Origin of the sequence: Marivita sp. (assembly GCF_022763305.1) — a bacterium.
In the GTDB taxonomy this organism is placed as follows: domain Bacteria; phylum Pseudomonadota; class Alphaproteobacteria; order Rhodobacterales; family Rhodobacteraceae; genus Marivita.
In genome coordinates, this window is sequence record NZ_JALEGT010000010.1 from 12,867 (window position 1) to 26,720 (window position 13,854).

The following is a 13,854-nucleotide window of genomic DNA, read 5'->3' on the forward strand; positions in this document are numbered from 1 at the left end:
TCAGTTGGGATCGATGGCCGATTGCATATGGCTTGCCGTCTCGAAGATCTGTTCGAAGTGGTCGTGGATAATCCGATGGCTTTCGTCGATATTGGCGATCAGACTGTCGAGCCCACGGGCCCGTTCCCCAAGGCGCTGTGTTTCCACGCGGAGCGAGATCCGAACCGCCGAAAGCCCAAGCAGCACCTGCCGCAGCGTATCCATCCGATTCAGAACTTGCCGACATTCGTCCACCACGATTTCCACGGCGTCATTGGATTTCTTGACATAAGACCCGAGCAGATCGCGGAGCAGCTCGGTTTCCCGCGCGCGTTCAGTTTCTGACGAGGAGCCCCGACCCGTTGAAAACGCCTGTACGACCTCGGTCATGATACCCGAGGCGCAAAGCAGGAACTGGCTGTCTTTCGACTGTTTGAAATTTGAGTCCACCGCGTCCGACATGATTGAATTCAACCGGTCCATGCCGGACATGATGTCCTGCAGGATCAGATCGTAATTGTTGGCGATCGCGTCGATGGCGGCGCGATCACGGCCCAGTTTGGTGGCCTGAAGCTTCATGTTGAGCGTATAGATCGTCGCCTGATGCAATTCCTGTGTGACCGATGCGATCCTGTCCGCGATGACGTGCTGCGCGTCGGACACGTTGATGGCACTTGTGAGCGCGGCCAAGGGCGGGCGCGGCATCTGTTTTTCGCGGGCGCGAAACTCGGTGACAAGCGCGTGTGCCTGAAAATCGGTGTAATCGGCAAAGCCCTTGGCCCGGATCGCATCAAGCAGCACCGAGGCGCTTTCCTCGGGTGACAGGCTGTCGTCACGTTCCTGCTGCAGCAGGGTTCGGTAGAGATCCGACACGACGGCCAGCGTCGGGCTTGTCGGCTTGAGGCGCACTGACAGGTATCCGCCCTGCACCGGCGCGATGATGGCGTAGACCCAATAGTATTTGCCGGATTTCGCCCGGTTCTTGACGTAGCCGCTGATGGGCTTGCCCGCCTTGAGCGTGTCCCAGATCAGCCAGAACAAGCCTTTTGGCATATCGGGATGGCGGATGATCTTGTGCGGCGCGCCGCGCAAGTCTTTTTCGGAATATTCCGCGATACGGACAAAGACATCATTGAATGACTGGATCACCCCGCGATCATCTGTACGTGAAAAGAACAGCTCGTCGATCTGGAAGGGACTTTCCAGATCACTGGCGGTGCTCTTCGCGGCCGGTTGATCGGGTTTGGTTTCGGTTTGCACGGCCATTGATCACATCGCTTTTCGTTTTGGGGGGTGCGGCTTGGTTCGTGTCTGACTTGCAAGCCAGATGCCAACCCGAACGGCGCGCTGGTCTTTCGGCCCTGCGGGCCGTTCCGGGCGCTATCGCGATGGGGAACGCGCCGTGCGACAGGGGCGGACATCCGTGTTAGTCTGCTGAAACAGCAGCCAGGGATTTGACATGGATTTCACGGCGATGGCGTTTTACGCGTTGGTCTGCGGCGGGTTGGGGGCCGTTGTGCCCCGGTTCGACCGGTTCTGGATTCGCTTTGGCGTGGCAGCGCTGGTCGGCATTGCGGCGGCGGCCGTCTTGCCACTCCTGCGTGGCGTTCTGGGGATTTAGCCGCCGACGGATTTCCGGAACGTGATCGAGGTTGGGCGGTCATATCCCGGATGTGCCGTGCGCCCGGTTTCGTGAAACCCCATCGCAGCAAAGGTCGCGTGGTTGTCGGTCAGTTCGATCCGGGTTTGCAGTTCGATGCAGGACAGGCCGAGCGTTCTTGCGCGGATTTCGGCAGTCCGGATCAGCATGCGTGCCAAGCCGCGCCCGCGTGCATCGGAGGCGACGGCCAGCTTGCCAAGATAGAGCGCGTCGGATTTCGGTGAGAGAAACATGCAGGCCTGCACAGGGCTGCCGATGGTCCAGACCTCGCCCGTTCCTGCCTGCTCGGCCACGGACTCGGGCGACAGGCGATGCATCGAGGAGGGCGGATCGATGCGCCCCTCCATGAAGGCAAAAGCGGTGCGGATGAGCGACAAGACCTCGGCCAGCGCAGGGTCGTCGGGACCGAGCCGACGCGGTGTCAGCTCCATGTCACATCGCCCAGGAAGATATAGCCCGCCCCATAGATGGTCTTGATCAGGCGGGGATTCTTGGGGTCCTCGCGCAGCTTGGTGCGCAGACGTGAGATGCGGACATCCATGGCCCGGTCGAAACTGTCGCCCGCAGCGCCTCCCAGGGTGTCCTGCATGTATTCGCGGGTGATGAGGCGGTTCGGGCTTTCGAGAAACAGCCGCAGAACCTCGCCCTCGGCATGGGAAAACGGCGTTTCCGTGCCGCTGTCATCCTCGAGGGTGTAGCGGTCGAAATGCGCGGTCCAGCCGTTGAAGCGGGCGGTCTGGCCCGTCGGCGCCGGGGTCGCGCGGGTGCGCAGACGGGCACGCACGCGGGCGACCACCTCGGCCGGATCAAAGGGTTTGATGATGTAGTCATCAGCGCCCAGTTCCAACCCGGTGATCTTGTCCTGCACCTGCGCGCGGCCCGAGATGATGATCACTGTCGCGCCCTGTTCCAGAGCCAGACGGTGCACAAGGCTCAGCCCGTCACGGTCGGGCAGGCCCAGATCGACGAGGCAGACATCGGGGGTTGTCCTGCGCAGCGCCAGTTCGAATTCGGCGGCCCGTCCAAAGCTTTGCGTGTCATAGCCTGCGTCTTCAAGCGCTTCGGACAGCATGGTGCGGATCGCAGGTTCGTCGTCGAGGATAGTGATCAGGGGTTTGGTCATGTCGGGAGGGCCTCGAGACCCAGAAACGCGGCCAGGTCGGATTTGGTGAAGGGTTTGGGCAGGACCGCCGTTTTGGACGCGGCGTCGAGATGGCGCGGGTCCGAGGCAGGCAGCGAGGTCATCAGGTAGACGGGTTTGCGGGCCAGCGCGCTTACCAGTTCGGTACCGAGCGCCGCCCCTTCGAGCGATATGTCCGACAGCACGAAAGCGATGTCGGGCACACCTTGTGCCAGGGCCAGCGCTTCGTCGACCGAGGTGGCTTCGATCACGCTGTGACCAAAGCTGGTCAGCATGTCGCGGATCGTCGTGCGCAGATCGGGGCTGTCCTCGACCAGCAGGACAAGCTCGTTGCCCAGATGTTTCGCGGCATGGCGCAGAGGCAGGCGCAGGGTCACGCGGGCCCCTGTTGCGGAATTGCCGACCTGCAGCTGGCCGCCCGCCAGTTTGGCCATGTCATAGACCATCGACAGTCCAAGCCCCGACCCACCTTCGCCCTTCGTGGTAAAGAAAGGATCGAGCGCATGTTTGAGCGCGTCTTCGGAAAAGCCCGGTCCCGTGTCCTCGACGGTGAAGTCGATCCAGGTATCCCGCACCTCGCTTACGGTCAGGCGAATCGTGCCGTCGGCCCCGCAGGCATCACGGGCATTCAGAATCAGGTTGAGCAGGCTGTCCTGCAACTGTCCCGGATCAAGCAGGACACGCCGGGAAATGTCGGTCGCGATTTCGAGCGCAATGGCATCCCGCAGCGACGGGGCGGCCAGCGTGTTCAGGTCTGTCAGAAAATTGCTCACGTCGAGCGGTTCGGGCCGCCAGGCCCGGTGCGCGGTGATGTCGGCGATGCGGTTGAGCAGATCACCGCCCCGGCGTGCTGCCTGAAGCGTGGCGGTGATCAGCGGCTCTGCTTCGGAGGGCAGGTCCATGCGGGCCAGTTTCGACTGCATGCCGAGGATGATCGTCAGCAGGTTCGAGAAATCATGCGCAAGCCCCGAGGTCAGCTGCGCAGCCATTTCGCGGCGGCGGGTCTGCTGGAGCGCGGCGCGGGCCTGTGTTTCCTCGGTCACGTCCATCGACAGGATGTAGACGCCGTTTTCGGATTCGTCGGGGGTGAAGGCTACGCGGATGCGACGGGAGCTGTGGATGTCGGTGAATTCAAAGGTCGAGGGATCGCCCGCCAGCGCCATCTGCAGATGCGGCAGGACGCGGGCATAGGCGTCCTTGCCCAATGCTTCGGAAATATGCAGCCCGACGATCTTGGATGGCCGCCCCGGCATGACATTGGACAGGCGCCGGTTGGAAAAGGTGTAGCGTCCGGCGCTGTCCACATGGGCGATATGGGCGGGCATCATTTCGGTGGTCAGGCGTGTGCGCGCTTCCATCTCGGTCAGTTCGCGCTGCGCTTCTTCCAGCGCTGACACGGTTGCCGCGAGTTTGCGGTTGGTCGCCGCCAGTTCCTCGGATCGGGCCAGCACCTCTTCGGACAAGAGCTCGGACCGGGTGCGCAGAAGCTGTTCCTGGGATTTGACTTCGGTGATGTCGGTATAGACCGTGACCCAGCCGCCCTGCGGCAGCGGTGCGCCTTCGACACTGATCGTGCGGCCATTGGCGCGGGTGCGCTCCATGTAATGCGGCTGAAAGGCGCTGGCCTGTTCGACGCGGGTGCGGATGAAGGTTTCGACATCGTCGATCTCTCCGTACTCGCCGCATTCGACCAGGTGGCGGATCGTCGTTTCGAAATCCGCACCGGGGCGGGTGAGGGCCTGCGGGAGATCGAACATCTCGGCAAAGCGCGCGTTGCAGGCAGCCAGTTTGAGGTCGCTGTCATAGATCGACAGCGCCTGACCGATCAGGTTCAACCCGGCCTGAATGAGCGCGTCTGTCTGCATGAAGCATGAGCCCGAACTTGATGTGCGTATGACTGGCTAGCACCGGATCGGCGCGGCGCAAAGACTGTCTGACCGCCTGTTACAATTCGTAAGGATTGAGAAAACTTCAGGAAAAAGTTGACCCTCAACCTGCCTTCTGTCCAATCTTGAGACAGAGTCGCGCAAAGCGAACGGTTCGGGGAATGCACCCGGGCAACGGGAGGAAAAGTTTTGGCACATCTGACCATGGGCGCAGAAGGTCTGCGCTCGGTTCCGGCGCTGTTGGCGCGCAATGCTTCGCAGTTTGGCGCATCGCCCGCCTACCGCGAAAAGGAATATGGCATTTGGCAAAGCTGGACCTGGGCGGAAACCGCCAAGGAGGTCGAGGCGCTGGCCTTGGGTCTGCTGAACCTGGGTGTGAACGAAGGCGATTTCATTGCCATCATCGGGCGCAACCGACCCTACCTCTATTGGTCGATGGTCGCCGCGCAGTCCGTGGGGGCGATCCCTGTGCCGCTCTATCAGGATTCGGTGGCGGAAGAGATGGAATACGTGCTGGATCATTGCGGTGCGCGCTTTGCCATCGTCAGCGATCAGGAGCAGGTGGACAAGGTGATCGAAGTGCAGGACCGCCTGCACCAGTTCGAACACATGATCTATCTCGACCCGCGGGGTTTGCGGAAATACGACCATACCCGACTTCACCAGTTCAGCCATGTGCAGGATCAGGGCCGCGCCGCCCATGATGAATATATCAAGGAACTGCAGGCACGGACCGCCAAGCTGGATTACGACAGCACCTGTGTGATGCTCTACACCTCGGGCACCACAGGCAAGCCCAAGGGCGTGGTTCTGTCGAACCGCAACATCATCGAGACCGCCAAGGCGTCGTCGGACTTCGACCATCTGCGGGCCGATGACGAGGTGCTGGCCTATCTGCCGATGGCCTGGGTCGGCGATTTCATCTTCTCCATCGGGCAGGCCTATTGGACGGGCTTCTGCGTGAACTGCCCGGAAAGCCCGGAGACCATGATGACGGACCTGCGCGAGATCGCGCCGTCCTATTACTTTGCCCCGCCGCGCGTGTTCGAGACACAGCTCACGCAGATCATGATCCGAATGGAAGACAGCGGCGCGTTCAAGAAAAAGACGTTCGACTATTTCATGGACCATGCCCGCAAGGTCGGACCGGCGATCCTAGACGGCCATGACGTCAGTGCCATGGACCGGCTGAAATACAAGCTGGGCGAGGTGATGGTCTACGGGCCGTTGAAGAACGCGCTGGGCTTTTCGAACGTGCGCGTGGGCTATACGGCAGGCGAGGCGATCGGCCCGGAAATCTTTGATTTCTATCGCTCTTTGGGCATCAACCTGAAGCAGCTTTACGGCCAGACCGAAGCGTCGGTCTTCATCACCCAGCAGCCGGATGGCGAAGTGCGGTCGGACACGGTGGGTGTGCCGTCGCCGGGTGTGGAGATCCGCATCTCGGACACGGGCGAGGTGTTCTACCGTTCGCCCGGCGTGTTTGTGGAGTATTACAAGAACGCGGAATCGACAGCCGATACGAAGGACCCGGAAGGCTGGGTCGCCACAGGCGATGCCGGGTTCATCGAAGAGGCCACCGGGCATCTGCGCATCATCGACCGCGCCAAGGACGTGGGCGCGATGGCAGATGGTGCGATGTTCGCGCCGAAATATGTCGAGAACAAACTCAAGTTCTATCCGAACATCTTGGAGGCTGTGGTGTTCGGTGCCGGGCGGGACCGCTGCTGTGCCTTCATCAATATCGACCTCACGGCGGTCGGCAACTGGGCTGAGCGCAACAACATCGCCTATGCGTCCTATCAGGAACTGGCCGGGCACAAGCAGGTGCTCGACACGATCCAGGCGCATATCGAAGAGGTCAACGCGAGCATCGCACAGGACGAGATGTTGTCGGGCTGCCAAGTGCACCGTTTCCTTGTGCTGCACAAGGAGCTGGATGCGGATGACGGCGAACTGACCCGCACGCGCAAGGTGCGCCGCAAGATCATCGGCGAAAAGTTCGAGGATCTGGTGAACGCGCTCTATGACGGATCGACCTCGGTCTATACCGAGACGGAAGTCACCTATGAGGACGGGCGCAAGGGCAAGATCAAGGCCACACTGGAGATCCGCGATGCCAAGGTCGTCGCGGCCACGCCGCAGCGGATGGCGGCGGAATGATGGCCTGGTTTGCACCGCAGCCCGACGCCCGCGCCCCCAGAATTTTATGGGCGGGCCCGAGAATCTTCGTACGAAGATTCTCGAACAACCTTAAAAAATCGTGGAGCCACGCGGCGGATGCCGGGGGAAGGGCGCAATGAAAGACACCGAAGGATATGTCACCGCCGACGGGCGTCAAATCGGCGGCACGCTCATGGAAATGCGCAACATCACCCTGCGGTTCGGCGGAGTGGTGGCCATTCAGGACATCAGCTTCGACATCCGCGAAGGCGAGGTGCGCGCCATCATCGGCCCCAATGGCGCGGGCAAGTCGTCGATGCTCAACGTGATCTCGGGCTTCTACACGCCGTCCGAGGGTGAGGTCTGGTATAAGGGCGCCAAGCGCCCGCCGATGAAGCCGTTCGAGGTGGCGCGCCAAGGTGTGGCGCGGACGTTCCAGAACATCGCGCTGTTTGAGGGGATGACGGTGCTCGACAACGTCATGACCGGGCGTCTGACCCACATGAATGCCGGGATCGCAAGCCAGGCGCTTTGGTGGGGCAAGGCCCGCGACGAGGAAATGGAGAACCGCGAAAAGGTCGAGCGGGTGATCGACTTCCTCGAGATCCAGAACATCCGCAAGACGCCGGTGGGCCGTCTGCCCTACGGTCTCAAGAAACGCGTCGAACTGGCCCGCGCGCTGGCGGCCGAGCCGTCGCTGTTGCTGCTGGACGAACCAATGGCGGGCATGAACGTCGAGGAAAAGGAGGACATGAGCCGCTTCATCCTCGACGTGAACGACGAATTCGGCACCACGATCTGCCTGATCGAACATGACATGGGGGTGGTGATGGATCTCTCCGACCGCGTGGTCGTCATGGATTACGGCAAGAAGATCGGCGACGGCACCCCGGACGAGGTGCGCAACAATCAGGATGTGATCGACGCCTATCTTGGCGTGCCGCATTGAGGGAGCAGACATGCTGAACGATATTTTCATCGCGCCCTTCGCGGATATGATTTCCGCACCGGACTTCCTGATGCAGGTGCTTTGGGAAGGGCTGGTATCGGGCATTCTCTATGCGCTGATCGCGCTGGGCTTCGTTCTGATCTTTCGGTCGAGCCGCATCTTCAACTTCGCCCAAGGCATCATGGTGGTGTTTGCCGCGCTGACGCTGGTGGGGCTTTTTGCCATGGGCATCCCCGCATGGATCAGCGTCGGTCTGACACTGGGTGTCATGTTCGTGCTGGCGGTGGCCATCGAACGGGTGGTGCTGCGGCCTCTGGTGGGCCAGCCCGACATCATCCTCTTCATGGCGACCATCGGGATCACGCTTTTCCTCATCGGGTTTGGCGAGACGATTTTCGGCGGTGAAAACAAGGTCATGATCACCGAGGAACTGGGCATCCCGACGGGTGACACGGTGCTCGAACCATTCGGCGGCCTGCTGATCCTGCAGCATCTCGACATCACCGTGGTGGTCGTGGCGACGCTGCTGGTGCTCGCGCTCCTGGCTTTCCTCAACTACACCCAGATGGGCCGCGCGATCCGCGCTTTGGGCGACGATCACCAGGCGGCGCTGTCGGTGGGGATCAGCCTGCAGACGATCTGGGTGCTGGTCTGGTTCATCGCGGGCATCATCGCGCTGGTGACAGGCATCGCCTGGGGCGCGCGCGCCGGTGTCAGCTTTGCGCTCGAGGTGATCGCCTACAAGGCGCTGCCGGTTCTGATGCTGGGCGGGCTGGAATCCATCACCGGGGCCATTGTGGGCGGTCTGATGATCGGCATTCTGGAGAAACTGTTCGAGATTTACTGGGGCCAGCCGCTGCTGGGCGGCAACACCGAAACATGGTTCGCCTTCGTGCTGGCCCTTATCGTGCTGCTCTTCCGTCCGCAGGGTCTGTTCGGAGAACGGATCATCGAACGGGTCTAGCGCAGCGCGGGGCGCGCTGTTCGCAGGGGATGCCGGGCCAAGGCCCGGCCCTACGGAAAGATCGAAGGTAACAACACATGGCCAAACTGATCGCAGTTCTGAACGTCATCGCCTGGTCCGGCTTCTGGGCCTTCGGATACCTTGCCCTGTCGAGCGGGTCAGAGGCGGGCAGCCAGACGGTTGTCGCCATCCTCTTGGCGGCTCTTGGCGGCGCGTTGGGGCTTTGGGCGTATTTCTGGCTCATCCGCCATTCCGAGGCGACCGGCTATGCCAAACCGCGCAACCGCGTGACGATCACTGAAGAGGAGACCGCCTGATGCTCTACCGCACGGCTGGCCAGTTCAAGACGAGCTACATCGCCGATCAGGCCCTGTTTCCGGTCAAGCAGGATGCGTTTCTGCTGGGGATCATCCTCGCGCTTGCGTGGATCGTGTTCCCGCTGACCGCGTCGGAATTCACCTTCCAGACGCTGCTGATCCCGATCCTGATCTATGCGCTGGCTGCGATGGGTCTGAACATCCTGACCGGGTTTGCCGGTCAGCTCAGCCTTGGTACAGGGGCTTTCATGGGGGTGGGGGCCTATGCTTGCTACAAGATGGTCACGTTGTTCCCGTGGATGAACCCGATTGTCGCGATCCTGCTGTCGGGCGTGTTCAGCGCGGGAATCGGGGTGGCCTTCGGCATTCCCAGCCTGCGGATCAAGGGCTTTTACCTCGCCATTGCGACGCTTGCCGCGCAGTTCTTTCTTGTCTGGCTGTTCGAGAAATGGTCGTGGCTTTACAACTACAACGCCTCGGGCGCGATCCAGGTGCCGAACCTTGAAATGTTTGGTGTGTTTGTGTCCGGTCCGCAGGCGGCCTCGGTCACCGAATACTACATCGTGCTGTTTGTGGTCACGCTGCTGACGCTGCTTTGCATCAACCTCACACGCGGCAATCTGGGCCGCACGTGGAAAGCCACGCGCGACATGGACATCGCGGCGGAGCTTATCGGGATCAACCTGATGAAATCCAAACTGACCGCCTTTGCCGTATCGTCCTATGTCGTGGGCGTCGCGGGCGCGCTGTATGTCTTCATGTGGAAAGGTGCGGCAGAGCCCAACGTGTTCGACATTCCTTTGTCGTTCCAGGTGCTCTTCATCGCCATCATCGGCGGCCTTGGGTCGATCATGGGCAACTACCTTGGCGCGATCCTGATCGTGGGCCTGCCGGTTGTGCTCAACGTCGTGGCCGGGACGCAGGTGTTCCAGATGTCAGGTCTTGGCGCGGCGGTGCTGGTGGCGCTGGCGGCGGCGGTGGCCTTTCTTGGCTGGGTGGCGCGCAGCGGCTGGACCGTTGGCGCGGTGGCAGGCTTTGTCGTGCTGACCCTGATCTATGGCTATGCGCAGACCCAAGGGTTCCGCATCGACAGCGCCCTGATCGAGCATATCAACGTGATGATCATCGGCGGGCTGATCATCTTCTTCCTGATCATCGAGCCGCACGGACTGAACCAGCTTTGGCGGTTGATCCGTGAAAAACTGATTATCTGGCCCTTCCCGCACTGAGGCGGGCGGGCCCAAGACCAAGAACCTGAAAGCACCATGACAGTTCCAATGGGAGGACAACCATGAAACACTTTACCAAACTGGCCACTGCGGCTGCGCTGGGCACCGTGCTCGGCACGGCGGCCATCGCGCAGGAACTCTACACGCCGAACCTCGCCTACCGGACCGGCCCCTTTGCCGCGACGGGTATTCCGCTGATGAACGGTCAGGCGGACTACATGACCCTTCTCAACGAACGCGACGGCGGCATCGGCGGTGCCAAGATCAACTTCGAAGAATGCGAAACCGGCTATTCCACGGAAAAAGGCGTGGAATGCTATGAAAAGACCAAGGGCACGGCCATCGTGACCCAGCCCTGGTCCACCGGCATCACGCTGCAGGTTCTGCCCAAGACCAACGTGGACGAGATTCCGATCCTTGCTCCGGGTTACGGCTTCTCGCCGATGGCCGATGGCAAGGTGTTCCAGTGGGCGTTCAACATGCCTGCCGGATACTGGGACGGCGCTGACATGATAATCCAGTACCTGGAAGGTCAGGGATCGCTGGATGGCAAGAAGGTCGCGTTCCTGCATCTGGATCACCCGTTCGGCAAGGAACCGCTGCCGGTTCTGGAAATGCACGCCGCCAACAAGGGCTTCGAGCTGCTGCCGATCCCGGTCGGTCTCAAGGAAATGCAGAACCAGTCCGCACAATGGCTGCAGATTCGCCGCGAGCGTCCCGATTATGTCGTGATGTGGGGCTGGGGTGCGATGAACGCCGGGGCCATCACCGAAGCCGTGAAGACCAAGTTCCCGATGGAAAACTTCATCGGCGTCTGGTGGGCCGGTCACGATGCGGACCTCAAGCTGGTTGGTGAAGAAGGCAAGGGCTACAAGTCGATTTCCTGGTCGTTCCCGAACCTCGACGCACCGGTGATGAAAGAGATCAAGGAGCGTGTGATCGACGCCGGTCTGAGCCAGACCAACGAAGAAGAGATGCAGGGCGTGTTCTACGGTCGCGGTCTGGTGATGTCGGCAATCCTTGCCGAAGGCATCAAGAACGCTCAGGAAAACTTCGGCACAGCCGAGATCGACGCGACGCAGCTGCGCTGGGGTCTTGAGAACATCAACCTGACCGAAGAGCGCATCGCTGAGCTCGGCATGGAAGGCATGGTGCCGCCGTTCTCGACTTCCTGCGGCAACCACACCGGTCATTCGGGTGGCTGGATGTTGGAATGGGACGGGGCCAAGTTCGTCAAGGCGTCTGACCTGCTCAAGCCGAATGTCGATGGCTATGCCGATCTGATCCAGTCTTCGGCGGCGGAATACGCCACCTCGAACGCGCCTTGGGCGATGAACGAAGAGTGCTCGGCCACCAACTAAGGCCACGCTTTGCCACCGGCGGCGACACGCGTCGCCGGTGGTTTCCCTGAAATTTTATCACTTGGTAAAATCATGCTGGACGCCACACGCACAGACGAGACCCTGCTCGAGGTCAACAACATCGAGGTGATCTACAATCATGTGATCCTCGTTCTGAAAGGTGTGAGCCTGACCGTGAAGAAAGGCGGCATCACCGCGCTTCTGGGCGGCAATGGCGCTGGCAAAACGACGACGCTCAAGGCGATCTCGAACCTGCTGCATTCCGAGCGCGGGGAGGTCACCAAGGGCTCGATCATCTACCAAGGCGAACGGGTGCAGGATCTCGACCCTGCCGCATTGGTCAAACGCGGCGTGATCCAGGTGATGGAGGGTCGCCATTGCTTTGGCCACCTGACCGTCGAGGAAAACCTGCTGACCGGGGCCTATACCCGCAAGGATGGCAAAGGTGCCATCGAAGCCGACCTTCAGATGGTCTACGACTATTTCCCCCGCCTGAAAGAGCGCCGCAAATCGCAGGCTGGCTACACGTCGGGCGGTGAACAACAGATGACCGCGATTGGCCGTGCGCTGATGTCGCGCCCGCAGACGATCCTTCTGGACGAGCCGTCAATGGGTCTCGCGCCGCAGTTGGTGGAACAGATCTTCGAAATCGTGAAATCGGTGAACGAGAATGAAGGTGTGTCCTTCCTTCTGGCCGAACAGAACACCAACGTGGCCCTGCGCTATGCGCATTACGGCTACATCCTCGAAAACGGGCGCGTCGTGATGGACGGCCCCGCATCCGAACTGCGCGAGAATGCGGACGTCAAGGAATTCTATCTCGGGGTGTCCGACGACGGCCGCAAATCCTTCCGCGACGTGCGCAGCTACCGCCGCCGCAAGCGTTGGCTGGCCTGAGACGCGCGACCGTGAACCACGAACTGACCAGACAAGGTGTTGCCGCCATGAGCACCCATTATGACGATTTGGAAACCCGGAGCGCGGACCAGCGTGCCGCAGAGCACCTCACGGCGCTGAACGCGCTGTTGCCGGCGCATGGGTTCGATCCGCTTGGCGACCTGTCGGACCTTGCCAAACTGCCGGTGCTGCGCAAATCCGATCTGAGCCGGCGGCAGAAGGACAAGCCGCCCTTCGGCGGTCTGCCGGTGTCGAACCTTGCGCATATCTTCCAGTCGCCGGGGCCGATTTATGAACCCGGCGGTGTGACCCGCGACTGGTGGCGGATGGGCCGGTTCCTGCATGCGGCCGGGTTCGGCACCACGGATATCGTACAGAACTGCTTTGGCTACCACCTGACCCCGGCGGGCATGATTTTTGAAAACGGCGCGCGCGCTGTCGGCGCAGTGGTGCTGCCCGCAGGCACGGGGCAGACGGAATTGCAGGCCCAGGCCGCTCATGATGTCGGTGTCACCGCCTATGCCGGAACACCTGATTACCTCAAGGTGATCCTCGAGAAAGCAGACCAGATGGGGCTGCAGCTTGGGATCGTCAAAGCGGCGGTCGGTGGCGGTGCGCTGTTCCCGTCTCTGCGGCAGTATTATCAGGACCGGGGCATTTCCTGTCTGCAATGCTATGCCACCGCGGACCTTGGCAACATCGCCTACGAATCCGCCGCGATGGAGGGTATGATCCTTGACGAAGGTGTGATTGTGGAGATCGTCACACCGGGCACCGGCGATCCTGTGCCGGAGGGTGAAGTGGGCGAAGTCGTGGTCACGTCGCTGAACCCCGATTACCCGCTGGTGCGCTTTGCCACGGGCGACCTGAGCGCGATGATGCCGGGGCAAAGCCCTTGTGGCAGGACAAACGCCCGCATCAAGGGCTGGATGGGCCGTGCCGACCAGACCACCAAGATCAAGGGCATGTTCGTGCGGCCCGAACAGGTGGCAGCCCTTGTCGCGAAACATGCCGAGATCGACCGTGCCCGTGTTGTGGCCAGCCGCGATGGCGAGATGGACGTGATGACCGTGCGGATCGAAACCGCCGCCAATGACGCCGCGCGGTTCGAATCGAGCATCGTCGAAACGCTCAAGCTCAAGGGCCGCGTCGAACTGGTTCCGCCGGGGGCCTTGCCGCGGGATGGGCTCGTGATCGAGGACGCGCGCAGCTACGACTGATGGGGCGTATCGGGGCATATGCCCCGCTCTCTGCGCCCGTTATTGGATAACTTTCGTGTTTCGTGCGTTAGTCTTCGATAGGACGGAG

General features: G+C 61.3%; 13 protein-coding genes and 1 pseudogene. 10 read left to right on the forward strand and 4 right to left on the reverse strand.

Features of this window, described 5'->3' with window-relative positions; translation table 11 throughout:
- Entirely contained in the window at positions 1-1,245 is a 1,245-nt protein-coding gene (locus MRY75_RS00645; RefSeq protein ID WP_292305213.1) for a PAS domain-containing protein, read from the reverse strand.
- 193 nt (positions 1,246-1,438) lie between these two features.
- Between MRY75_RS00645 and MRY75_RS00650 the strand changes: the two genes are divergently transcribed.
- Positions 1,439-1,600 (forward strand): hypothetical protein, encoded by a 162-nt coding sequence (locus MRY75_RS00650; protein WP_292305214.1) that lies wholly within the window; start codon positions 1,439-1,441, stop codon positions 1,598-1,600.
- Here the strand turns inward: MRY75_RS00650 and MRY75_RS00655 are convergent.
- Genes MRY75_RS00655 through MRY75_RS00665 form a run of 3 tightly spaced genes read right to left on the reverse strand, consistent with a single transcriptional unit; the run spans position 1,597 to position 4,645 of the window.
- Positions 1,597-2,070 carry a GNAT family N-acetyltransferase gene (locus MRY75_RS00655; protein WP_292305215.1) on the reverse strand — a complete coding sequence of 158 codons (474 nt, stop codon included), beginning with the start codon at positions 2,068-2,070 and terminating at the stop codon, positions 1,597-1,599. The two genes, MRY75_RS00650 and MRY75_RS00655, sit on opposite strands and share 4 nt — an antisense overlap.
- Entirely contained in the window at positions 2,061-2,762 is a 702-nt protein-coding gene (locus tag MRY75_RS00660; RefSeq protein ID WP_292305216.1) for a response regulator transcription factor, read from the reverse strand. The genes MRY75_RS00655 and MRY75_RS00660 overlap by 10 nt, the downstream gene beginning before the upstream one ends.
- Positions 2,759-4,645, reverse strand: a complete 1,887-nt coding sequence (locus MRY75_RS00665; RefSeq protein ID WP_292305217.1) for a PAS-domain containing protein — start codon at positions 4,643-4,645, stop codon at positions 2,759-2,761. The genes MRY75_RS00660 and MRY75_RS00665 overlap by 4 nt, the downstream gene beginning before the upstream one ends.
- A 225-nt stretch (positions 4,646-4,870) precedes the next feature.
- Between MRY75_RS00665 and MRY75_RS00670 the strand changes: the two are divergent.
- The 9 genes and pseudogenes from MRY75_RS00670 to MRY75_RS00705 all read left to right on the forward strand — a co-directional run.
- Positions 4,871-6,151: pseudogene (locus MRY75_RS00670) on the forward strand (AMP-binding protein); the annotation flags it as partial.
- A gap of 53 nt (positions 6,152-6,204) precedes the next feature.
- Complete coding sequence (locus tag MRY75_RS21965) at positions 6,205-6,441, forward strand: hypothetical protein (protein ID WP_366934896.1); 237 nt, start codon at positions 6,205-6,207, stop codon at positions 6,439-6,441.
- A 524-nt stretch (positions 6,442-6,965) separates the two neighbouring features.
- Positions 6,966-7,778 carry an ABC transporter ATP-binding protein gene (locus MRY75_RS00675; RefSeq protein WP_292305218.1) on the forward strand — a complete coding sequence of 271 codons (813 nt, stop codon included), beginning with the start codon at positions 6,966-6,968 and terminating at the stop codon, positions 7,776-7,778.
- Between the two features lie 10 nt (positions 7,779-7,788).
- A complete protein-coding gene (locus MRY75_RS00680) occupies positions 7,789-8,742 on the forward strand; it encodes a branched-chain amino acid ABC transporter permease (RefSeq protein WP_292305219.1) in 954 nt (317 codons plus the stop codon).
- A 77-nt stretch (positions 8,743-8,819) separates the two neighbouring features.
- Positions 8,820-9,059: a hypothetical protein gene (locus MRY75_RS00685; RefSeq protein WP_292305220.1), complete on the forward strand. Its 240-nt coding sequence runs from the start codon at positions 8,820-8,822 to the stop codon at positions 9,057-9,059.
- On the forward strand, positions 9,059-10,288 hold the full coding sequence (locus MRY75_RS00690) for a branched-chain amino acid ABC transporter permease (protein ID WP_292305221.1): 1,230 nt from the start codon (positions 9,059-9,061) through the stop codon (positions 10,286-10,288). The genes MRY75_RS00685 and MRY75_RS00690 overlap by 1 nt, the downstream gene beginning before the upstream one ends.
- A gap of 62 nt (positions 10,289-10,350) precedes the next feature.
- Positions 10,351-11,649: an ABC transporter substrate-binding protein gene (locus tag MRY75_RS00695; RefSeq protein WP_292305222.1), complete on the forward strand. Its 1,299-nt coding sequence runs from the start codon at positions 10,351-10,353 to the stop codon at positions 11,647-11,649.
- A 72-nt stretch (positions 11,650-11,721) separates the two neighbouring features.
- Positions 11,722-12,546 carry an ABC transporter ATP-binding protein gene (locus MRY75_RS00700; RefSeq protein ID WP_292305223.1) on the forward strand — a complete coding sequence of 275 codons (825 nt, stop codon included), beginning with the start codon at positions 11,722-11,724 and terminating at the stop codon, positions 12,544-12,546.
- 47 nt (positions 12,547-12,593) lie between these two features.
- The gene (locus tag MRY75_RS00705; protein WP_292305224.1) at positions 12,594-13,766 is read left to right on the forward strand and encodes a phenylacetate--CoA ligase family protein; all 1,173 of its coding nucleotides are present in this window, start codon (positions 12,594-12,596) and stop codon (positions 13,764-13,766) included.
- Positions 13,767-13,854 lie beyond the last annotated feature (88 nt).

What these genes read in the sequence shown, in the direction of transcription:
- MRY75_RS00645 (WP_292305213.1), bottom strand. Translation starts at nt 1,245, where the DNA reads ATGGCCGTGCAAACCGAAACCAAACCCGATCAACCGGCCGCGAAGAGC.
- MRY75_RS00650 (WP_292305214.1), top strand. Translation starts at nt 1,439, where the DNA reads ATGGATTTCACGGCGATGGCGTTTTACGCGTTGGTCTGCGGCGGGTTG.
- MRY75_RS00655 (WP_292305215.1), bottom strand. Translation starts at nt 2,070, where the DNA reads ATGGAGCTGACACCGCGTCGGCTCGGTCCCGACGACCCTGCGCTGGCC.
- MRY75_RS00660 (WP_292305216.1), bottom strand. Translation starts at nt 2,762, where the DNA reads ATGACCAAACCCCTGATCACTATCCTCGACGACGAACCTGCGATCCGC.
- MRY75_RS00665 (WP_292305217.1), bottom strand. Translation starts at nt 4,645, where the DNA reads ATGCAGACAGACGCGCTCATTCAGGCCGGGTTGAACCTGATCGGTCAG.
- MRY75_RS00675 (WP_292305218.1), top strand. Translation starts at nt 6,966, where the DNA reads ATGAAAGACACCGAAGGATATGTCACCGCCGACGGGCGTCAAATCGGC.
- MRY75_RS00680 (WP_292305219.1), top strand. Translation starts at nt 7,789, where the DNA reads ATGCTGAACGATATTTTCATCGCGCCCTTCGCGGATATGATTTCCGCA.
- MRY75_RS00685 (WP_292305220.1), top strand. Translation starts at nt 8,820, where the DNA reads ATGGCCAAACTGATCGCAGTTCTGAACGTCATCGCCTGGTCCGGCTTC.
- MRY75_RS00690 (WP_292305221.1), top strand. Translation starts at nt 9,059, where the DNA reads ATGCTCTACCGCACGGCTGGCCAGTTCAAGACGAGCTACATCGCCGAT.
- MRY75_RS00695 (WP_292305222.1), top strand. Translation starts at nt 10,351, where the DNA reads ATGAAACACTTTACCAAACTGGCCACTGCGGCTGCGCTGGGCACCGTG.
- MRY75_RS00700 (WP_292305223.1), top strand. Translation starts at nt 11,722, where the DNA reads ATGCTGGACGCCACACGCACAGACGAGACCCTGCTCGAGGTCAACAAC.
- MRY75_RS00705 (WP_292305224.1), top strand. Translation starts at nt 12,594, where the DNA reads ATGAGCACCCATTATGACGATTTGGAAACCCGGAGCGCGGACCAGCGT.